We start from the raw sequence: 20340 nt of genomic DNA, 5'->3' as shown, positions 1-20340 counted from the left end.
GCGCGATGTGGACGCACAAGGCGTGGGCGGGCCGGTTCGTGCCGCGGTCGTCGCCCGCCGGGGAACGCCTGCGGGCCTACGCCGGCTGGTGCAACGCGGTCGAGGGCAACACGACCTTCTACGCGACCCCCGCGAGGGAAACCGTCGAGACGTGGGCGCGGCAGACCGGTCCCGGTTTCCGGTTCGTGGTCAAGCTGCCCAAGGTCGTCACGCACGAGAAACGGCTCGCCGGGGTCGAGACCGAGATGCGGGCGTTCCTCGACGCGATCGAACCCCTCGGCGAGCGGGCGGTCCTGTGGACCCAGCTGCCCGGCTCGTTCGGCCCGCCGGACGTCGACGCCCTCGGCCGCTTCCTGCGCCGTCTCCCCGCCGGTCTCCAGCGCGCCGTGGAGGTGCGCCACCCCGGGTTTCACAGCGACGCCCGCGCGACGGCACTGCTGGAGACGGCACTGACCGACGCGGGCGCCGAGTGGGTGCCGTTCGACACCACGGTCTTCTTCGCGAGTCCGCCCGTCAGCGAAGCCGAGCAGGACGCCTGGGCGAAGAAACCCCGTCTGCCGCGGCGGACGCGGGCGCTCACCGACCGCCCGATCGTCCGCTACCTGGGCCGCGATGCGACCGAAGTGACCGTCGAGGGATGGCGGCCGTGGACCGAGGTGGTCGCCGGATGGCTGCGCGAGGGCCGGTCGCCGACGGTCTTCGTGCACACCCCCGACAACGACGACGCCCCGGCGCTCGCCCGCCGCTTCCACGACGACGTGCGCGCCTTGGTGCCCGGTCTCGACCCGCTGCCGGAGCCCGAACCGGTCGAGCCCGCGACCTTGTTCTGAGCCGCTCCGGCGGTTCGGTCGCCTGACGGGCCGGTTTCCCCTACCCTTCGCGCGTGAGCGATGACTATCAGACCAGCATGATCTCGGACGTGGCCGACGCCGACAGCGGCCCCGGCCCGGCGGAGACCAGGGGCGGGATCGATCTCGGTCTGCTCGTCCTGCGAGTGGTGCTCGGCGTGACGATGGGCGCGCACGGGCTCCAGCACCTCTTCGGTGCCTTCGGCGGCCCTGGGGTCGGTGGCTTCGCCAGGGCACTCGGCGACTTCGGCTACACCAGCCAGACCACGCTGCTTTCGTGGATCACCGGGATCAGCGAGGTGGTCGGCGGCGCGCTCGTGCTGGTGGGCCTGTTCACCCCGATCGGCGCCGCCGCGCTGCTCGGCGTCTGCGCGAACATCGTCTACGTGAAGTTCGGCGGCGGGTTCTTCCAGAAGCAGGGGCAGGGCTTCGAGTTCGAGCTCCTGCTGGCCGCGGCCTCGCTGACCGTCCTGCTCGCGGGTTCCGGGCGGATCGCGCTGGACGTCAACACCCCGTGGCGGAAGCGGCCGCTTTCGTTCGGGCTGATCGGACTGCTCCTGTCGGCCGCGGCTTCGGTCGTGGTGATCGTCCTCTGCCGCTGACCGCTCGCATTGAGAGGACTAAATGCGCTCGTTGCGCATTTAGTCCTCTCAATGCATGCTCGTGGCCTACTTGTTCGGGTCCCGGACGGCGCCGGTGTCGGCCGAAGTCGCCATCCGCGCGTAGGCCCGCAGCGCGGCGGTGACCTTCCGGTCCCGCGAGACCGGCTGCCACGGCCGCTCGCTCGCCTCCATCTTCGCGCGCCGCTCGGCGAGCACGTCCTCGTCGACGAGCAGTTCGAGCCGCCGCTCGTGGACGTCGAGCAGGATCCGGTCGCCGTTCTGGACCAGGCCGATCGCCCCGCCCGCGGCGGCCTCGGGCGAGATGTGGCCGACCGAGATGCCCGACGAGCCGCCGGAGAACCGGCCGTCGGTGATCAGCGCGCATTTCTTGCCCAGCCCCGAGCCCTTGAGGAACGCCGTCGGGTGCAGCATCTCCTGCATCCCCGGGCCGCCCGCCGGGCCTTCGTAGCGGATCACCAGCACCTCACCGGGCTGGATCTCCTTCTTGAGGATGGCCGAGACCGCCTCCTCCTGGCTTTCCAGCACCCGGGCCGGGCCCTCGAAATGCCACAGTTCCTCGTCGATACCCGCCGACTTGATGACGGCGCCGTTCTCGGCGAGGTTGCCGCGCAGGATCGCGAGCCCGCCGTCCTTGGTGTAGGCGTGCTCGACGTCGTGGATGCAGCCGCCGGCGGCATCGGTGTCCAAAGAGGACCAACGGTTCTCGGTGGAGAACGCCTCCGTGGTGCGGACCCCGCCCGGAGCGGCGTGGAACAGTTCGATCGCCCGCTCCGACGGCTCCTTCGCCCGGATGTCCCAAGTGGACAGCCACGACTCCAGATCCGGCGAGTGCACGGAGTGCACGTCGGTGTTCAGCAGCCCACCGCGGTGCAGTTCGCCGAGGATGGCCGGGATTCCGCCTGCCCGGTGGACGTCCTCCATGTGGTAGTCCGAGTTCGGCGCGACCTTCGACAGGCACGGCACGCGGCGGCCGATGGCGTCGATGTCGTCGATCGTGAAGTCGACCTCGCCCTCCTGCGCGGCGGCGAGGATGTGCAGCACCGTGTTGGTCGAACCGCCCATCGCCATGTCGAGGGCCATCGCGTTCTCGAAAGCCTTCTTCGACGCGATCGAGCGCGGGAGCACGGACTCGTCGTCCTGCTCATACCAGCGCTTGCACAGCTCGACGACCGTGCGCCCGGCGTCCTCGAAGAGCGCCCGGCGGGCGGCGTGCGTGGCGAGGGTGGAGCCGTTGCCCGGCAGGGAGAGCCCGAGCGCCTCGGTGAGACAGTTCATCGAGTTCGCGGTGAACATGCCCGAGCACGAGCCACAGGTCGGGCAGGCCGAGCGCTCCACAATGGACAGTCCGTCTTCGTCGACCTCGCTGCTGGCCGACGCGGCGATCGCGGTGATGAGGTCGGTCGGCGCCTGCGCGACCCCGCCGACGACCACGGCCTTCCCGGCCTCCATCGGTCCACCCGAGACGAACACCACCGGGATGTTCAGCCGCATGGCGGCGTTCAGCATTCCCGGGGTGATCTTGTCGCAGTTGGAGATGCAGACCAGCGCGTCGGCCTGGTGCGCGTTCACCATGTACTCGACGGAGTCGGCGATGATCTCGCGCGAGGGCAGCGAGTAGAGCATTCCGCTGTGCCCCATGGCGATCCCGTCGTCGACGGCGATCGTGTGGAACTCGCGGGCGACACCGCCCGCCTCCTTCACCGCGCCGGCCACGATCTCGCCGAGGTCCTTGAGGTGCACGTGCCCCGGCACGAACTGGGTGTAGGAGTTCGCGATGGCGACGATCGGCTTGCCGAAGTCGCTGTCGGTCATTCCGGTGGCGCGCCAGAGCGAGCGCGCGCCCGCCGCGTTGCGGCCGTGGGTGGTGGTCCGGGAACGGAGTTGAGGCACGGCTGACTCCAAGGTTCGGGATGGGGACCAGGGCGAACGAGCGCCAAACTGGTCCTACCAATCCTACTCCCCGGAATCGTCGCGCTTTTCCGGAGCCTCGGCCAGGTCGTCGGTCAGCCCGGAGGGATCGGCCATCCGCCCCGCGCTGACCAGCGAGATCACCGGAAGATGGCGGGTGCGCACGGCGGGCAGGGCGACCTTGGTCTCGTCCTTCAGTACCGCCTGCACCTTCGCCTTGTCAGTGATGGCGAGGCCCTTGAGGGAGGTCCACGGCAGATCCTTCCGCCCGAACATCGTCCGCACCTCCAGCCCGTTGGCCGTCGCCGTCGTGCGGGTCCGGATGACGAACACCGCCAGCGCGATCGGGAAGAGGTAGAGCCACTGGAGATACGGCACGTCGCCGAACGCGACAGGCGTCACACAAACGACGAGGAAAGCGATCGCCAGCAATGCCGTGTTCGGGATTTTGAAGACGGCCTTGCGGTCCTCGTTCGCCTGTTCCCGCTGCTTTTCTTCTGCCACGTCAAAGATGGTGCACCGCCGCCTCCGTGGCCCCGAACGCGGGTCGCACCACGCGCCGAAGGTGTCCAGCATGCGGAATCGCCGTCCCGCAGAGTTGACACTCTTGACGGCGACCGGCTAGCTTCACTCTCGTGACAACGCAGACCGGCCTCGTACTTCCCAAGCGCGTCGACGCTTAGGGAAGTCTCCGCTGCGTCGACGCGCGACCCTCGTGCGACCACTCCGGTCGGCGGGGGTTTTTTGTTGCCTGGATAGAGTTTCCCTGCCGAACCAGCCAATGAATACCCGAACGAGTGACTAGACAAGACGAGGCAAACAGCGATGACTAGTGCCACCTCGCGAGCTGATGCGAACTCCGGTACCTCCGGTGCCCGACCCAAGCCGGCGCCGCCCGCCGGGACCCCGGTGCGGGTCACGGGCGCGCAGTCGCTCGTCCGCTCGCTCGAGGCGGTGGGCGCGGAGGTCGTGTTCGGTATTCCCGGCGGCACCATTCTCCCGGCGTACGACCCGCTGCTCGACTCGACGAAGGTCCGCCACGTCCTGGTCCGTCACGAACAGGGCGCCGGCCACGCCGCCACCGGGTACGCGCAGGCGACCGGCAAGGTCGGGGTGTGCATGGCCACCTCCGGTCCCGGCGCGACCAACCTGGTCACCCCGCTGGCCGATGCGAACATGGACTCGGTGCCGGTCGTCGCCATCACCGGCCAGCAGTCCCGCGCGCTGATCGGCACGGACGCCTTCCAGGAAGCCGACATCTGCGGCATCACGATGCCGATCACCAAGCACAACTTCCTGGTCACCGACCCGGCGGACATCCCGCGCACCATCGCGGAGGCGTTCCACCTCGCCTCGACCGGCCGTCCCGGCCCGGTCCTGGTGGACATCCCCAAGGACGTCCTGCAGGAGATGACCTCCTTCTCCTGGCCGACGGAGATGCGGCTGCCGGGCTATCGGCCCACGCTGCGCCCGCACGGCAAGCAGGTCCGCGAGGCCGCGCGGCTGATCAGCAAGTCTCGGCGCCCGGTCCTCTACGTCGGCGGCGGCGTGGTCAAGGCCGACGCCTCGCGCCAGCTGATGGAACTGGCCGAACTGACCGGCATCCCCGTCGTCACCACGCTGATGGCGCGCGGCGCGTTCCCCGACTCGCACCCGCAGCACCTCGGCATGCCGGGGATGCACGGTTCGGTCGCCGCGGTCGCCGCGATGCAGCGGGCGGATCTGCTGATCGCCCTCGGCGCGCGCTTCGACGACCGCGTCACCGGGCAGCTGTCCTCGTTCGCGCCGGACGCCGCCATCGTCCACGCCGACATCGACCCGGCCGAGATCTCCAAGAACCGCAAGGCGGACGTGCCGATCGTCGGCGACTGCGCGGAGATCATCACCGAGCTGATCGAGGCCGTCCGCGCCGAGACCGACAAGTCCGCGAAGCCGGACCTGAAGGACTGGTGGACGCAGGCGAGCGCTTGGCGCGACGACTACCCGGCCGGGTACGAGTGGCCCGAGGACGGGACGCTGTCCCCGCAGTACGTCATCGAGCGCATCGGTTCGCTCGTCGGCCCGGACGCGGTCTACACCGCAGGCGTCGGTCAGCACCAGATGTGGGCCGCGCAGTTCGTGAAGTACGAGAACCCGCGCACCTGGATCAACTCCGGCGGCCTCGGCACGATGGGCTTCGCCGTCCCCGCCGCGATGGGCGCCAAGTTCGGCGTGCCGGACAAGCAGGTCTGGGCCATCGACGGCGACGGCTGTTTCCAGATGACGAACCAGGAACTGGCCACCTGCGCCATCGAAGGCGCGCCGATCAAGGTCGCCGTCATCAACAACGGCAACCTGGGCATGGTCCGCCAGTGGCAGAACCTCTTCTACTCCGAGCGGTACTCCAACACCGATCTCGGTACCCACAAGCACCGCATCCCCGACTTCACCCTCCTCGCGGAGGCGCTCGGCTGCGCCGGGCTCCGCTGCGAGACCAAGGAGGACGTCGACGCCACCATCCGGCGCGCCATGGAGATCAACGACCGCCCCGTCGTGATCGATTTCGTGGTGGGGAAGGATGCCCAGGTGTGGCCCATGGTGGCCGCGGGCACCGGTAACGACGAAATCATGGCCGTGCGCGGGATCCGCCCGCTCTTCGACGACGACGAAGTCGCCGCCGAGGCGGAAATCAACGCGGCCGCAGAAGGAGACGCCCGATGAGCGTGCACACCCTGAGCGTTCTGGTCGAGAACAAGCCCGGTGTCCTCGCGCGGGTTTCCGGACTGTTCTCCCGGCGTGGTTTCAACATCGAATCCCTCGCCGTCGGGCCCACGGAGAATCCCGAGGTGTCCCGGATGACGATCGTGGTCGCCGTTGAGGAGCTACCGCTCGAACAGGTGACCAAACAGCTCAACAAGCTGGTCAACGTCATCAAGATCGTGGAATTGGAAAAGTCCACAGCCGTGCAGCGTGAACTGCTGCTCGTGAAGGTCCGGGCCGACAACACCGTGCGCAGCCAGGTCCTCGAAACAGTGCAGTTGTTCCGCGCGAAGGTGGTGGACGTGTCTCCCGAGGCGCTCACCGTCGAAGCCACCGGGACCTCGGACAAGATCGGTGCCCTGCTCCGGATGCTGGAGCCCTACGGCATCCGTGAACTGGTCCAGTCCGGCATGGTCGCGGTCGGCCGGGGCTCCCGCTCGATCACCGCCACCTCCGCTCGATAACTTTGTTTGTAAGTCAGGAAAGGAAGTAGTACCCCTCATGGCAGTGGAAATCTTTTACGACGACGACGCGGACCTTTCGATCATCCAGGGTCGCAAGGTCGCCGTGATCGGCTACGGCAGCCAGGGCCACGCGCACTCGCTGAGCCTGCGCGACTCCGGCGTCGACGTCCGCATCGGCCTGCCCGAGGGCTCGAAGTCGCGGGCCAAGGCCGAGGAGCAGGGTCTCCGCGTGCTCACCCCGGCCGAGGCCAGCGCCGAAGCCGACCTGATCATGATCCTCGCGCCGGACACGAAGCAGCGCTTCATCTACGAGCAGGACATCGCGCCGAACCTCAAGGACGGCGACGCGCTCTTCTTCGGTCACGGCTTCAACATCCGCTACGACCTCATCAAGCCGCCGTCGAACGTGGACGTCGCCATGGTCGCCCCGAAGGGCCCGGGCCACCTGGTCCGCCGCCAGTTCGTCGACGGCAAGGGCGTCCCGGCGCTCATCGCGGTCGAGCAGGACGCCTCCGGCAACGCGCAGGCGCTCGCGCTCTCCTACGCGGCCGCCATCGGTGGCGCCCGCGCCGGTGTCATCAAGACGACCTTCACCGAGGAGACCGAGACCGACCTCTTCGGCGAGCAGGCCGTGCTCTGCGGTGGCGCCTCCGCGCTGGTGCAGACCGGTTTCGAGGTGCTCACCGAGGCCGGCTATGCCCCGGAGATCGCCTACTTCGAGGTGCTGCACGAGCTGAAGCTGATCGTCGACCTCATGTACGAGGGCGGCATCGCGCGTCAGCGCTACTCGATCTCCGACACCGCCGAGTACGGCGACCTGACCCGCGGCCCGCGCGTCATATCGCCGGCGGTCAAGGAAGAGATGAAGAAGATCCTCGGCGAGATCCAGGACGGCACGTTCGCCCGCGAATGGGTCGCCGAGGACGAGGCCGGGCGGCCGAACTTCACCAAGCTCGAGGAGCAGGGCAACCAGCACCCGATCGAGGAGACCGGCAAGAAGCTGCGCGACCTGATGTCGTGGGTGGACCGGCCGATCACCGAAACCGCCTAGTCGTGGGCTGAAGGGGCCCTTCACCGCATGCGATGCGGTGAAGGGCCCCTTCGTTTTGCATATCGGAAAGCGATAGCGTGGGCACCATGAGTGAGCAGCCGGTGGACGACAAGGCGCATATCCGGCCCGACCTGGACTTGAGTGACGCCGTGTGGATCCGGGGTGAACCGGAAGGCGCGAACCTCAAGGACGCCGTCGAGTACGCGCTGGTGCCGCACGCCGACGGGGTCACCTACACCGCGATGCGCCGGGTCGTCGAACCCGACGGTCATCTGCTCGTGTTCACGCCTACTGAATGGGACGCGTTCCTGAAAGGCGTTCGGGACGGCGAATTCGACTTGCCTGCCTAAAGCTGGGAAATCAGCTCGTCGAGCCGGCCGGTGGCGGCCGCGATGGCGAGATGGTCGACGTAGTCCCGTGATTCGACGATCAGCCCGTCCCGCACCCGCAGCACGAAGATGTTCGAAACGCGGAATTCCGCGCTGCCGCCCGCCGTTCCCTGGTAGTCGAACTCGCCGATCACGACCTCGGGGTCGAGGGTCTCGTGGATCGCCAGATCCCGGACCTGGAAGCGGATCGCGCCCCGCTCGCCGAACTTGAAATGCTCACGCAGGTCTTCCCTCGACTTCAGGGTCTCCGCCCCGGGCAGAAACGGGTGCGTGACCTGGGTTTCCTCGGCGTAGAGCTCCGGCAATCCGGCCCAGTCGCCGTCCGCGACACCGTACGCGAGCCGCTCGAAAACGCCGCGCGGGCTCTTCGGATCCGCCGTCGACGCGGGGCGCGGCGGCACCGGTGTGAGCTCGCGCTCCGCGGTCTCGAAGCCCTTCTTCAGATTTTCCAGGCCGTCCTGTGCCGCGATGAGCGGCAGGTAGTCGTGGTAGTCGCGTGAATGGACGATGAGCCCGTCGCGCACGCGGAGCAGCTGGATGTTGGCGATGTCGAAGGACTTCCCGGTGTCCAGCGCCTCGCCGACATTGCGGTACTCGGCGACGATCACCTCCGGGTCGGTTGTCCCGTGAATCAGGACATCCGCCCTGTCCATGCGCACGTTCAGGCCGCCGCCGAAGTTCTTCCGCAGGGTCTCGCGGCCCTCGTACCTGGACGGCACCGGCGGTCGCTGCGGGTTTTCGACGACGGCGTCTTCGGCGTAGAGCGCGAAAATCTCGTCCCAGCGCCGAGCGGTGATGCGTGCGGAAAGCGCGTCGAAGACGTCGCGGGGTGTGGTCATGAGGTCTCCCAAGTAGGACATAAACGGAGTCTGTAGTCCGCCTGTGACGATACGGACTACAGACTCCACTTGTCCACTGGTCATTCCACGACGGAGAGCACGACCTTCCCCGTGGTCTTGCCAGCCGCCACGAGTTCTTGTGCCTTCGCGGCCTCTTCCAGCGGGAACACCGTGTCGATGGTCGGCTTGAGCCGTCCGCTGTCGACGAGTTCGGCCAGCGCGAGCAGGCCGGTGCGGTCCGGTTCGGCGAGGGTGAACCCGGCGGTGACTCCGGCGGCCTCGGCCAGTTCCGGCATCCGCTCGTCGTTCGTGCGGGTGAGCTGGACGAGCCTGCCGCCGCGGCGCAGCGTCTTGAGCGATCGGGGCCCGTACTCCAGGCCGATCGTGTCGAGGACGACGTCCACATCGCGGACCTCATCGGCGAAATCCGTCGTGCGGTAGTCGATGAGTTCGTCCGCGCCGAGACCGCGGAGGAACTCGTGTTTGGCCGCGCTGGCCGTCCCGATCACGTACGCGCCGCGCGCCTTGGCGATCTGGACCGCGAGATGCCCGACGCCGCCCGCCGCTGCGTGGATCAGGACCCGTTGCCCTGGCCGGAGATCCGCCGTGTCGACGAGACTCTGCCAGACGGTCAGTCCCGCGAGCGGGACCGCGGCCGCGTGCACATGGTCCAAAGTGGACGGCTTGCGCGCGAAGTGACGGCTCGGCGCGGCGACGTATTCGGAGTATGCGCCCGCCTGGAACGGGAACGACGGCATGCCGAAGACCTCGTCGCCGGGGGAGAACAGGGAAGCGCCCGCGCCGACCTCCTCGACCACGCCGGACACGTCCCAGCCGAGGATGAACGGCGGATCGCCCATCGGGCCGATGCCGCCGGTCTCGCGGGTCTTCCAGTCGACCGGGTTGACGCCGGCGGCGTGCACCCGGACCAGGATCTGGGTCGGGCCCGGGGTGGGTCTTCCGACGTCGACGAGTTCGAGGACTTCGGGGCCGCCCAGGCGGTTTTGGCTGATCGCTCGCATGGGTCCATTGTTCGGCGAGCGTCGTACTTTCGACGAGGGTCCGGCGGGCCAGGGGGCGTCAGGATCGGGACACGTCTCTCACGGATGTCATGAAAGGGTCGTTCCTGACGTTTTTCGTCCTGAACGACCCTTTCATGACACTCGGGGGACCGGCGGCCGTGCCATGAAAGGTCCTTTCCTTGCAAAATTTGCAAGGAAAGGACCTTTCATGGCGTTCGGGGCAGGGGCGGGCGCGGCCGGTCGGGCGCCTCCGCGACCGTCCCGCCCGTCGCGGGGTTGCGAAAGCCACTTTCGCAACCTTCAACGTTGCGAAAGTGGCTTTCGCAACACCTACGGCGGGGGACTTTCGCAGGTCGGTCTCAGGGCTCAGGCGCCCCGCAGCACCGCCAGGATCTCCGTCTGCCCGAAGTGCTCGGCCCACCCCAAGGCCGACGACGAGTACAGCGAGTCTTCCAGCGAAGGATCCGCTCCGACGTCGAGCAACGCCCGCACGGCCTCCACATGCCCGCCCTGCACGGCCAGGTGCAGCGCCGTGACGCCCTCCCCATGCGAAAGCCCGCCGAACGTCCCCCGGTGGTCGACCGAAGCACCCAGCTCCGCCAAGGTCTTGATCGCCGAAGCCTTCCCCTGGGCGGCGGCCCACGTCAGCGCCGTGCCGCGGTAGACGTCGGCGTCCACGTGGGCACCTCGCTCCACCAAGGTGCGCACAGTAGAGGACCGGTCGTTCCGTGCCGCCCACGAAAGCGCCTCGTCGACGATCTCGGCAGGATCCTCGCTCGGCCGCCATTCCGGGAAACCGCTGTGCGGCCGGTGGAATTCGCGATGCGCGCCCGCCGCGGGGGCGAGCGTGCCGTCCGGTGCGAGCAGTTCGTCGAGCAGGTCGGCTCGGCCGAGCCCCGCCGCCACGCGGAGGTTGCCGGGCGCGAGACTGCGCGAAGCCAGCAGCTCCGCGGCCTCCTGATGGCCCCAGAACAGCGCGACCACCAGCGGTGTCCCGCCGTCGCCCCGGGCCGGGACGTCGACGGGGGCGCCCGCGTCGAGCAGCATCGTGACCAGCAGCGGCAATCCGACGTACCCGGCCTGGTGCAACGCCGTCCAGCCGTGCACGTTGGCGGACGCCGGATCGGCGCCGTGGTCGAGCAGGATCCGGCACAGCCGCTCGTCGCGGGTCGCGGCGGCCATACCGAGCAGATCGTTCCCGTTCTTCCCGTGCGCGTGGACAAGGGTGGGCAGGTCGCCGATCAGGCGCGCGAGCCCGGCCAGGTCTCGCGCGTCGATCAGTTCCCGTGCCTTCTCGAAGGCGAGCTCAGCCGGTGACGTCACGCTCCCGCACGCTACCCCCGACCCCCGACAGAACCCGCCATTCGGCCAGCGGGATCCGTTCGTCCCCGGTCAGGACCTGCAGGCAGACGTGGTCGGCCCCGGCGTCCAGATGCGCCTGGACCCGCGCGGAGATCTCGTCCTCGCCGACGGCGACCAGCGCGTCCACCAGCTTGTCGGAGCCGTAGTCCGCCTCGGTGAACCCGAATCGCCGCAGATTCGCCCGATGGTGGGCCGCCAGTTCCAGGTACATCGACACGTGCCGCCGCGCGATCTCCCGGTCCGATCCCAGCACGACGGCCTGCTCGACGGCGAGGAAGGACGAGGGGCCGATGGCCTCCCGCGCCAGCGCGGTGTGCTCGACGGGGACGAAGTACGAATGTGCCCCATCGGTGCGTTCCGCGGCCAGGGCGAGCATCTTCGGCCCCAGCGCGGCCAGCAGACGCCGGCGCGGGGAGTCCGGTGTGGACAGTTCGGTCCCGTCCATTTCGTCGAGGTAGCCGCGCATCCCTTCCAGCGGTTTCGCGCCAGGAAGGTGTCCGCCGAGGCCGAGGACGAACCGGCCGGGATACGCCTCGGCGAGGGTCCGCTCGGCGGCGGCCGCCGCGACGGGGGCCCGATGCGAGAACCGCGCGATGCCGGTGGCGACGGTCATCCGTGAGGTCGCCGCGAGCAGCAGACCCGCCTGCGTGAACGCCTCCCGGCCCAGATACTCCCCGAACCACAACGTGTCGTAGCCGAGCTCCTCGACTTCCGCGGCCGCCTCGCGGACTTCGCCGATTTCCTTGCCGTCGAAAGAAAACGTCCAGATGCCGACGCTCATCGGGTCACCGCCGTCAGGGCGGGGGCGAGCCGCTCCAGCTGGTCCACGATGGACGTGAGATCGTCCCCGACCGGATTGACGAGCACGGTGTCCGCTCCGGCGTCGACGAGTTCCTTGAGCCGCCCGGCGATCCGCTCCTCGTCGCCCCACGCGGTCAGCCCGTCCACGAGCCGGTCGCTGACGTCGTCGATGTCCGCGTCGGTGTAGCCGAGCCGCTTCCAGCCTTTGAAATAGTGCGGGATGCCGTACTGCTTCATCAGCCCGATGTCCCTCGCCACGCTCTTCCGCGCCTGTTCGCGGTCGCCGAGCAGAACCGAATGGGTGGGGATGAGCAGCTTGTCCCGGCCGAGGATTTCGCGCGAGTACGGCGTGTGCTCGAAGGGCTGGGCGAACGGATGCGCTCCGTCCGTGAGATCGCGCGCGAGTTCGAGCATTTTCGGCCCGACGGCGGCCAGGACCCGCGGGAAGGGGACAGGGGAAGGGAATTCCTCCGCCGCCGCGGCCATGGCCGTGAGGTAGTCACGGGTCTGGTCGAGCGGCCGGTAGTCCGAGCCCGCCTTCGCCGCCTGATAGGAGTGGCCGATCCCGACGCCGAGTACGAACCGGCCGGGGAACGCCTGCGCGAGTGTGCGCCCGCCACTGTGGGCGGTGTACGCGGGCCGCGACCAGATGTTCGCGATCCCGGTGCCGACCACCACTCGCTCGGTGGCCGCGAGGGTGATGGCGCTGTAGGCGAACAGCTCCCGGTTGCCGGGCCCCTCGCCACCCCAAACGGTGCGGTAACCCAGCTCTTCCAGGCGTCGGATCGCCCGCCGTTCTTCGTCGGGTGTCGGCGTGAACATGCCGACCGGCAACCAGACACCCACCGGGCCCAGCCGCTCCCGGGTTTCTTCGATCAGGTCCATCACAGTCTCCCCAGCTAACATGAGGCAGCCTCCGCTTACGTCGCCCGACTATACGGAGGCTGCCTCCGATTTGTCGAGACTAGGCTTTGGAGCGCGATGGACACCGAGAAGAAGCCGCTGCGGGCGGACGCCCGGCGCAACTACGAGCGCCTCCTCGAAGAAGCGAGGCGCGCCTTCGCCGCGAACGGCGTCGAGGCGTCACTGGAGGAGATCGCGCGCCGGGCCGGAGTCGGGATCGGAACGCTCTACCGGCACTTCCCGACGCGGGAAGCGCTGGTCGAGACAGTGTTGCGCGAAGGGTTCGACGCGCAGGCCGAAGCGGCTCGCGACCTGCTGGGCTCCCCGGAGCCGGTGGAGGCGTTGAAGGCCTGGTTCGCCGGGATGGGTGAACAGTCGGCGCGCTACCGGGGGCTGCCCGAGCTGATGGTCGACGTCCTCAACGACGAGACCTCGCCGCTGTACGCCTCCTGTCACGCCATGCGTGATCAGGTGTCCCAACTGGTGGAAAGGGCGAAGGCCTCGGGGGAGCTCCGGGCCGACGTCACAGTGCACGAATTACTGGTGTTGCTGCACGCGCTTTCCTGGGCCAGCGAACACCTTTCGGGTGACAAGGGCCTCGAACGGCTCCTCGATCTCGTTTTCGCGGGATTACGGGCGAGTTAACAATCCCCTGTCACCAGGTCTAAACTGCGGCGCAACCGGGCACAACGGCGTGACCGTCAACAGTGAGTCGCAGGCACAGACCAGATAGTGGGAGCCGTATCGTGACCAAGCCGAACAAGCCCGTCGTCCTCATCGCCGAGAAGCTCGCGCCCTCCGTGTTGAGCGTCTTCTCCGACGAGGTCGAGGTCCAGCATGTGGACGGCACGGACCGCCCCGCGCTGCTCGAAGCCGTGAAGACGGCGGACGCGCTGCTCGTGCGGTCCGCGACGAAGGTCGACGCCGAGGTCCTCGGCGCCACCACCTCGCTCAAGGTCGTCGCCCGCGCCGGCGTCGGGCTGGACAACGTCGAGGTCCCCGCCGCCACCGAACGCGGTGTGCTGGTGGTCAACGCGCCGACCTCGAACATCGTCTCCGCCGCCGAGCACGCCGTCGCGCTGCTGCTCGCCGTCGCCCGCCGGGTCCCGGCCGCGGACCAGAGCCTCCAGGGCGGCGCGTGGAAGCGCAGCGCCTACTCCGGCGTCGAGATCCAGGGCAAGACCATCGGTGTGGTCGGCCTCGGCAAGATCGGCCAGCTGTTCGCGCAGCGGCTCGCCGCGTTCGACACCAAGATCATCGCGTACGACCCCTACGTCTCGGCCGCCCGCGCCGCTCAGCTCGGCATCGAGCTGGTCACGCTGGACGAGCTGCTGGAGCGTGCCGACGCGATCTCCATCCACCTGCCGAAGACCCCGGAGACCAAGGGCCTCATCGGCGCCGAGGCGCTCAAGAAGACCAAGCAGGGCGTCATCATCGTCAACGCCGCGCGCGGCGGCCTCATCGACGAGCAGGCGCTGGCGGACGCGGTCAGCTCCGGCCACGTCGGTGGTGCCGGTATCGACGTGTTCGTCACCGAGCCCACCACCGAGAGCCCGCTGTTCGGCCTGCCGAACGTCGTCGTCACGCCGCACCTGGGCGCGTCGACCGCCGAGGCGCAGGACCGCGCGGGCACCGACGTCGCGAAGTCCGTGCTGCTCGCGCTGCGCGGCGACTTCGTGCCGGACGCGGTGAACGTCGCGGGCGGCGGCACGGTCGGCGAGCACGTTCGGCCGTACCTCTCGCTCACCCAGAAGCTCGGCACCGTGCTGACCGCGCTGAACCCGAAGGCCCCGGCCTCGGTCACCGTCGTGGTCAAGGGCGAGCTGGCCGCCGAGGACGTCAGCGTGCTGCCGCTCGCGGCCGAGCGCGGCGTGTTCTCCGGCGTCGTCGAGGACCAGGTCACCTTCGTGAACGCGCCGCGCGTCGCCGAAGAACTGGGCGTCCAGGTCGAACTGGTCACCGAGACCGAAAGCCCCAAATTCCGCAGCCTGGTCACCGTCCGCGCGGTCCACGCCGACGGCACGACCCTTTCGGTGTCCGGTTCGGTCACCGGCAAGGACGAGGTCGAGAAGCTGGTCGAGGTCAACGGTCGTCACTTCGACCTGCGCGCCGAGGGCAACGTGCTGCTGCTCGAGTACCCGGACCGCCCGGGCATCATGGGCCGCGTCGGCACGCTGCTCGGCGAGGCGGGCCTCAACATCGAGGCCGCGCAGATCAGCCAGACCACCGACGGCGCGGACGCGGTGATGCTGCTGCGCGTCGACCGTTCCGTCGACTCGCACCTGCTGGAGCCGATCGGCGCCACCGTCGGCGCGCACACGATCCGCGCGGTCAACTTCGGCTGACCTGCGGGAATCGCACTGACGAAAGCCGCGTCCACGGACGCGGCTTTCGTTATGTGCCAACAAGTTGTTTGCGCTCTTCGCAAGTAGTCGACCACGCGCGAAGAGCAAGATTCAATAACGGTGAAAAATGCCTACTGAAGTCGGGCTGGTCCCCGGATAGGTTCTTCCGGCGAGGCCGAACCATCGCGCCGTCAAGGGCACGGCGCGGCGCCGGGGCTCACCGTCGGGGGTGTGTTCGAGCGGCAGGCAGGTTCCGAGTCGAGGCCTCGAGTGAGGGCACTTACTCATGAACAGATCCCGCGTACCCCGGTGGGCCATCCGCTCATCGGCCGCGGTCTTCGCCGCGTTGCTCGCGACGTCCGTGACCGGGGCGACCGCAGCCGCGCAGGATGTCCCCCTCGCGGACGGTGTCACGCCGGCGAAGATCGACCGTAACGGATTCCAGGGGAAGGTCGAGCCGAAGCTCAAGGCCGCCCAAGGGCAGATCACCGCCTTCGTCGAGCTGGCCAAGCAACCCGCCGTCGACGCCTTCAACGCCGAGCAGAACAAGGGCGCGGGCAAGGAGAAGGCGAAGAAGGCCGCGAAGGACGCCAAGGCCGCCGCGGCCGCGACGGTGAACTCCGTCGTCGGTCAGCTCAAGGCCGCCGACGCCGGCACCCAGCTGGTCACCCAGACCGCCAACGCGGTCGCCGGCGCGGTCGTCACGGCCGACGCGGCGAAGATCCGCGAGCTGGCGAAGCGGCCGGACGTCGTCTCGGTCAAGAAGGTGGTCCCCAAGACCCGCACCAACTCCAGCGCGGTCCAGCTGACCAACACGCTCGCGTCGTGGCAGCAGACCGGCCGCTACGGCGACGGCATCCGCGTCGGCGTGATCGACGACGGCATCGACTACACCCACGCCGACTTCGGCGGCCCGGGCACGGCCGAGGCCTACAACGCGATCAACCGCGACCAGGCCACCCCGGCCTTCCCGACCGACAAGGTCGTCGGCGGTATCGACCTGGTCGGCGACGCCTACGACTCGGGCAGCGACGACCCGGCCCTCAAGACCCCGAAGCCGGACCCCAACCCGCTCGCCTGCGGCCACCACGGCACGCACGTCGCGGGCACGGTCGCCGGTTTCGGTGTCGACGAAGCGGGCAAGACCTTCACGGGCGACTACAAGAAGCTCAACAAGAAGAAGATCGAAGCGATGCAGATCGGCCCGGGCACCGCGCCCAAGGCCCTCCTGTACGCCATCAAGGTCTTCGGCTGCGACGGCTCGACCAACGTCACCTCGCAGGCGCTCGACTGGTCGCTCGACCCGGACGGCGACGGCGACTTCACCGACCACCTCGACGTGGTGAACCTGTCCCTCGGCGGCGACTTCGCCACCCCGGACGACCCGGACTCGCTGTTCGTGCGCAAGATCGCCGCGAACAACGTCGTCCCGGTGTTCTCCGCGGGCAACGGCGGCGACCTCAACGACGTCGGCGGCGCGCCGGGCAACACGCCCGAGGCGCTGACCGTCGCCAGCAGCCGTGACGCGTCCGTCCTCCGCGACGCCGTCGAAGCCGTCGCTCCCGACGGCGTCAAGGGCGCGAAGACCGGCCAGTTCAGCCAGAACTACGCGACCTACGACACGCTCGACGTCACCGCGCCGGTGGTCACGCTGTCGGCCGACAACGCCGCCGGCTGCAAGCCGTACTCCGAGGCCGACAAGGCCAAGGCCGCGGGCAAGATCGTGTTCCTCGAATGGGACGACAACGACGCGAACCGCGCCTGCGGTTCCGGCGCCCGTTCCAACAACGCGCAGGCGGCCGGTGCCAAGGGCGCGCTGTTCTCCTCGACACTGGAGCACTTCTCGGCGGGTATCGCGGGCAACGCGGCCCTGCCGACGTTCCAGCTGACCGGCAGCGCGACCGCTTCGGTCCGCCCGGCGGTGGCCGCGGGCACGCTGCAGGTCCGGATGACCGGCAAGGGCCGCGTGTCCGTGCCGACCACCGATCAGTCCATTGTGGACACCCCGAGCTCGTTCACCTCGCGTGGCGGGCGCGGCCCGGCCGTCAAGCCGGACGTCGCGGCGCCCGGTGACTCGATCTCGTCGGCGCTGGCCGGCAGCGGAGCGGGCCGTCTGGTCATCTCCGGGACGTCGATGGCGGCTCCGCACACCTCGGGTATCACCGCCCTGATCCGTCAGGCGCACCCGGACTGGTCGGTCGAGGAGGTCAAGGCCTCGGTCATCAACACCGCCGGCCACGACATCCACGACGCTTCGGGCCGGGTCTACGGTCCGCAGCGCGTCGGCAGCGGCCGGATCGACGCGAAGGCCGCGCTGGACAACCAGGTCCTGGCCTACGTCGTCGACAACCCCGGCTTCGTCTCGGTCAACTTCGGCGTCGTCGAAGCGGGCGGCCCGGTCACCCTGACCAAGACGGTCAAGGTGGTCAACAAGGGCATCAAGCCGGTCGAGTACTCGGTGGGCTACGAAGCCGTGAACTCGCTCCCCGGTGTCGAGTACACAGTGGACAAGCCGACGGTGAAGCTGAGCCCGCGCGGTATCGCGCTGGTGAAGGTGACCCTGAAGATCGCCGACTCCAAGGCGCTCCGCAAGGTCATGGACCCGACCATGGCGGCCACGCAGGTCGGCCTCGCCCGCCAGTTCGTAGCGGACGCCTCCGGCCGGATCGCGTTCACTCCGAAGAGCGGCACGACCGTTCCGCTGCGGCTCTCGGTGTACTCCGCGCCGAAGCCCGTTTCGTCCATCAACACCCCGGGCAACGTCAACTTCGGCGCCGGCCAGAACCAGGCCGTGCTGAACCTGACCGGCAAGGGCGTGGACCAGGGCTCCGGCGCGCAGCGGTACCGCTCGCTGATCAGCGTGCTCGAACTGCAGGCGGAATCCCCGCAGCTGCCCGAGTGCGACGGCGACGTCACCACCGACTGCACGCTGAACCAGACCGCCAAGGGCGCCGACCTGCGCTACATCGGCGCGGCGTCGACCGCTCCGCTGGCCAAGGCGCAGGGTGAGCCGGAGAACGCGTTGCTGGCCTTCGGTCTCACCACCTGGAGCGACCTGGCCAACCTGGGCAGCAACACCTCGCCGTTCGTGGACATCGACACCACGGGCGACGGGCAGCCGGACTTCGAGACCTATGTGACCAAGGTGACGTCGACCGACGTCCTCGTGGCGGTCACCGTGGCCCTGAAGCCGGGCTTCCCGCAGGTGGACATCCAGCCGATCAACGGCCAGCTCGGCGACGTCGACACGAACGTGTACGACACCAACGTCGTCGTGCTGCCGGTGAGCATCGCCGCGCTGGGGATCGACCCCAACGCCGCGTCGCACAAGATCAGCTACACCGTCGGGACCTCCGGGTTCTACGCGGCACCAGGTGCGGACTCGTCGACGATCGACTACGTCGGCACGCCGCTTTCGTTCGACGCCTTGGCTCCCGCGTACACGGTCCAGGGCGGCGGCGACTCCGCGCTGGGCTACGTCGCGAAGCCGGGCACGGCGCTGGTGGTCAACCGCAACGCGGCCGCGCAGGACACCGTGCTGGGCCTGCTGGCGATCGAGCACCACAACGCCTCGGGCAACCGGGCGAACGTGGTGAAGATCCAGACGAACGCGGGTGGTGGCAACACGGGCGTCGACCGGCCGGGCAACGGCGGGCGGCACACCGGACGTCAGCCGATCGGTGTGGGCTGACGCGATAGTGCGATAACCGGCGTTCGATGAGGTGAGGGACGCCCTGGCGGCATGCTTTGCGCCAGGGCGTCCCTTCTTGTTTTCACTCTTTCGGCTGTCTCGCTCTGTGGGAGGTTCCGGCATAAGGGTGGTGCGGCTACGGCTACCGGGCTACGGCCGGTAACCTTCCGCTGCTGGCGTTTTCTTGCGGATGGGCCATCCGGACTGCCGGTGGCCTGGTCTACGGAGGTGTGTGGATGCGGCTCGCGGTGATCCCAGGAGACGGGATCGGGCCCGAAGTGGTCTCCGAGGCGCTCAAGGTGCTCGGTGAGGTCGTACCGACGGCGGAGATCACGAACTACGACCTCGGCGCCGCCCGGTGGCACTCCACCGGCGAGCTGCTCCCGGAGTCGGTACTCGGTGAACTCCGTCAGCACGACGCGATCCTGCTGGGCGCGGTGGGCGACCCGACGGTGCCGAGCGGCATCCTGGAGCGCGGCCTGTTGCTGCGGCTCAGGTTCGAACTCGACCACCACGTGAACCTGCGCCCCGCCCGGTTGTACCCGGGTGTGCGCGGACCGCTCGCCGAGGCGGGCGAGATCGACATGGTCGTCGTGCGTGAAGGCACCGAAGGCCCGTACGCGGGCAACGGTGGCCTGCTGCGCAAGGACACCGAGAACGAGATCGCGACGGAGGTCAGCGTCAACACGGCGTTCGGCGTCCGGCGCGTGGTGACCGACGCGTTCAACCGGGCCGAGGCGCGGCCCCGCAAGCACCTGACGCTCCTGCACAAGACGAACGTGCTCGAGTACGCGGGCTCGCTGTGGTCGCGGATCGTCGAAGAGGTCTCGCTGGAGCACCCGGAGGTTACGGTCGCCTATTCCCATGTGGACGCCGCGACCATCCACCTGGTGACCGACCCGTCCCGGTTCGACGTCGTGGTGACGGACAACCTGTTCGGCGACATCATCACCGACCTGGCGGCCGCCGTGACCGGCGGCATCGGGCTGGCGGCGAGCGGGAACCTCGACATCACCCGGCGGAACCCGAGCATGTTCGAGCCGGTGCACGGCAGCGCGCCGGACATCGCGGGCCAGGGTCTCGCCGACCCGACCGCCGCGGTGCTCTCGGTCTCGCTGCTGCTGGACCACTTGGGACAGAAGGAAGCGGCGCGGCGGATCGAGGCCTCGGTGGCCTTCGACCTCGCGACCCGTGACCAGGCGTCGCCCGGTGCGACGCACGCGATCGGTGACCGGCTGGCGGCCCTGGTGTCGTCGAACGTGCGCCCGGTCACTCAGTAGTTTTTTGGGCTGAAGGGGCCCTTCACCGCATCTCACGCGGTGAAGGGCCCCTTTGTCACGCCTGCCACCCGGGAA

The 20340-nt window shown here is 68.9% G+C and carries 17 protein-coding genes; 10 read left to right on the top strand and 7 right to left on the bottom strand.

The features are described from left to right. The first annotated feature begins 5 nt into the window (after positions 1–5). Both AMK34_RS34060 and AMK34_RS34055 read left to right on the top strand, forming a co-directional pair. Complete coding sequence (locus AMK34_RS34060; RefSeq protein ID WP_073848402.1) at positions 6–830, top strand: DUF72 domain-containing protein; 825 nt, start codon at positions 6–8, stop codon at positions 828–830. 77 nt (positions 831–907) lie between these two features. Then, the gene (locus AMK34_RS34055) at positions 908–1450 is read left to right on the top strand and encodes a DoxX family protein (protein ID WP_038509364.1); all 543 of its coding nucleotides are present in this window, start codon (positions 908–910) and stop codon (positions 1448–1450) included. 66 nt (positions 1451–1516) lie between these two features. On the opposite strand, the gene ilvD is transcribed toward AMK34_RS34055, so the two are convergent. Together ilvD and AMK34_RS34045 are read right to left on the bottom strand one after the other, a co-directional pair. Further along, complete coding sequence (gene ilvD, locus AMK34_RS34050; protein WP_038509365.1) at positions 1517–3361, bottom strand: dihydroxy-acid dehydratase; 1845 nt, start codon at positions 3359–3361, stop codon at positions 1517–1519. A gap of 63 nt (positions 3362–3424) precedes the next feature. Then, a complete protein-coding gene (locus tag AMK34_RS34045) occupies positions 3425–3883 on the bottom strand; it encodes a PH domain-containing protein (RefSeq protein ID WP_038509366.1) in 459 nt (152 codons plus the stop codon). Between the two features lie 321 nt (positions 3884–4204). Between AMK34_RS34045 and AMK34_RS34040 the strand changes: the two genes are divergently transcribed. From AMK34_RS34040 to AMK34_RS34025, 4 genes are all read left to right on the top strand, one after another. Further along, positions 4205–6079 (top strand): acetolactate synthase large subunit, encoded by a 1875-nt coding sequence (locus AMK34_RS34040; RefSeq protein ID WP_038509367.1) that lies wholly within the window; start codon positions 4205–4207, stop codon positions 6077–6079. Beyond that, complete coding sequence (gene ilvN / locus AMK34_RS34035; RefSeq protein WP_005162051.1) at positions 6076–6582, top strand: acetolactate synthase small subunit; 507 nt, start codon at positions 6076–6078, stop codon at positions 6580–6582. Before AMK34_RS34040 ends, ilvN begins: the two co-directional genes overlap by 4 nt. 37 nt (positions 6583–6619) lie before the next feature. Further along, entirely contained in the window at positions 6620–7633 is a 1014-nt protein-coding gene (gene ilvC, locus AMK34_RS34030) for a ketol-acid reductoisomerase (RefSeq protein WP_016336537.1), read from the top strand. 86 nt (positions 7634–7719) lie between these two features. Beyond that, positions 7720–7983: a DUF397 domain-containing protein gene (locus AMK34_RS34025; RefSeq protein WP_038522647.1), complete on the top strand. Its 264-nt coding sequence runs from the start codon at positions 7720–7722 to the stop codon at positions 7981–7983. Here the strand turns inward: AMK34_RS34025 and AMK34_RS34020 are convergent. From AMK34_RS34020 to AMK34_RS34000, 5 genes are all read right to left on the bottom strand, one after another. After that, complete coding sequence (locus AMK34_RS34020; protein ID WP_073848107.1) at positions 7980–8861, bottom strand: nuclear transport factor 2 family protein; 882 nt, start codon at positions 8859–8861, stop codon at positions 7980–7982. The genes AMK34_RS34025 and AMK34_RS34020 overlap by 4 nt on opposite strands. 80 nt (positions 8862–8941) lie before the next feature. Further along, the gene (locus AMK34_RS34015; RefSeq protein ID WP_073848106.1) at positions 8942–9883 is read right to left on the bottom strand and encodes an NADP-dependent oxidoreductase; all 942 of its coding nucleotides are present in this window, start codon (positions 9881–9883) and stop codon (positions 8942–8944) included. 366 nt (positions 9884–10249) lie between these two features. Continuing rightward, positions 10250–11206, bottom strand: a complete 957-nt coding sequence (locus tag AMK34_RS34010) for an ankyrin repeat domain-containing protein (RefSeq protein ID WP_073848105.1) — start codon at positions 11204–11206, stop codon at positions 10250–10252. Beyond that, positions 11190–12026, bottom strand: a complete 837-nt coding sequence (locus AMK34_RS34005) for a TIGR03620 family F420-dependent LLM class oxidoreductase (RefSeq protein WP_073848104.1) — start codon at positions 12024–12026, stop codon at positions 11190–11192. Before AMK34_RS34005 ends, AMK34_RS34010 begins: the two co-directional genes overlap by 17 nt. Further along, the gene (locus AMK34_RS34000) at positions 12023–12931 is read right to left on the bottom strand and encodes a TIGR03620 family F420-dependent LLM class oxidoreductase (RefSeq protein WP_073848103.1); all 909 of its coding nucleotides are present in this window, start codon (positions 12929–12931) and stop codon (positions 12023–12025) included. Before AMK34_RS34000 ends, AMK34_RS34005 begins: the two co-directional genes overlap by 4 nt. Positions 12932–13027: 96 nt before the next feature. Between AMK34_RS34000 and AMK34_RS33995 the strand changes: the two genes are divergently transcribed. From AMK34_RS33995 to AMK34_RS33980, 4 genes are all read left to right on the top strand, one after another. Continuing rightward, on the top strand, positions 13028–13594 hold the full coding sequence (locus tag AMK34_RS33995; RefSeq protein ID WP_038509374.1) for a TetR/AcrR family transcriptional regulator: 567 nt from the start codon (positions 13028–13030) through the stop codon (positions 13592–13594). A 101-nt stretch (positions 13595–13695) separates the two neighbouring features. Next, positions 13696–15294 carry a phosphoglycerate dehydrogenase gene (gene serA / locus AMK34_RS33990; protein WP_073848102.1) on the top strand — a complete coding sequence of 533 codons (1599 nt, stop codon included), beginning with the start codon at positions 13696–13698 and terminating at the stop codon, positions 15292–15294. A 286-nt stretch (positions 15295–15580) separates the two neighbouring features. Then, positions 15581–18985 carry a S8 family peptidase gene (locus AMK34_RS33985; protein WP_073848101.1) on the top strand — a complete coding sequence of 1135 codons (3405 nt, stop codon included), beginning with the start codon at positions 15581–15583 and terminating at the stop codon, positions 18983–18985. A 236-nt stretch (positions 18986–19221) separates the two neighbouring features. Further along, positions 19222–20265 (top strand): 3-isopropylmalate dehydrogenase, encoded by a 1044-nt coding sequence (locus tag AMK34_RS33980; protein WP_007031599.1) that lies wholly within the window; start codon positions 19222–19224, stop codon positions 20263–20265. Positions 20266–20340 lie beyond the last annotated feature (75 nt).

This window comes from Amycolatopsis sp. CB00013, from assembly GCF_001905755.1.
Taxonomy (GTDB): domain Bacteria; phylum Actinomycetota; class Actinomycetes; order Mycobacteriales; family Pseudonocardiaceae; genus Amycolatopsis; species Amycolatopsis japonica.
Note: the sequence above shows the minus strand (reverse complement) of the source record. Positions and strands in the feature narration are given on the sequence as shown.

Excerpts from the sequence above, each read along its gene's own strand:
- AMK34_RS34060 (WP_073848402.1), top strand. The coding sequence starts at position 6 with ATGTGGACGCACAAGGCGTGGGCGGGCCGGTTCGTGCCGCGGTCGTCG.
- AMK34_RS34055 (WP_038509364.1), top strand. The coding sequence starts at position 908 with ATGATCTCGGACGTGGCCGACGCCGACAGCGGCCCCGGCCCGGCGGAG.
- AMK34_RS34040 (WP_038509367.1), top strand. The coding sequence starts at position 4,205 with ATGACTAGTGCCACCTCGCGAGCTGATGCGAACTCCGGTACCTCCGGT.
- ilvN (WP_005162051.1), top strand. The coding sequence starts at position 6,076 with ATGAGCGTGCACACCCTGAGCGTTCTGGTCGAGAACAAGCCCGGTGTC.
- ilvC (WP_016336537.1), top strand. The coding sequence starts at position 6,620 with ATGGCAGTGGAAATCTTTTACGACGACGACGCGGACCTTTCGATCATC.
- AMK34_RS34025 (WP_038522647.1), top strand. The coding sequence starts at position 7,720 with ATGAGTGAGCAGCCGGTGGACGACAAGGCGCATATCCGGCCCGACCTG.
- AMK34_RS34020 (WP_073848107.1), bottom strand. The coding sequence starts at position 8,861 with ATGACCACACCCCGCGACGTCTTCGACGCGCTTTCCGCACGCATCACC.
- AMK34_RS34015 (WP_073848106.1), bottom strand. The coding sequence starts at position 9,883 with ATGCGAGCGATCAGCCAAAACCGCCTGGGCGGCCCCGAAGTCCTCGAA.
- AMK34_RS34005 (WP_073848104.1), bottom strand. The coding sequence starts at position 12,026 with ATGAGCGTCGGCATCTGGACGTTTTCTTTCGACGGCAAGGAAATCGGC.
- AMK34_RS34000 (WP_073848103.1), bottom strand. The coding sequence starts at position 12,931 with ATGGACCTGATCGAAGAAACCCGGGAGCGGCTGGGCCCGGTGGGTGTC.
- AMK34_RS33995 (WP_038509374.1), top strand. The coding sequence starts at position 13,028 with ATGGACACCGAGAAGAAGCCGCTGCGGGCGGACGCCCGGCGCAACTAC.
- AMK34_RS33985 (WP_073848101.1), top strand. The coding sequence starts at position 15,581 with ATGAACAGATCCCGCGTACCCCGGTGGGCCATCCGCTCATCGGCCGCG.
- AMK34_RS33980 (WP_007031599.1), top strand. The coding sequence starts at position 19,222 with ATGCGGCTCGCGGTGATCCCAGGAGACGGGATCGGGCCCGAAGTGGTC.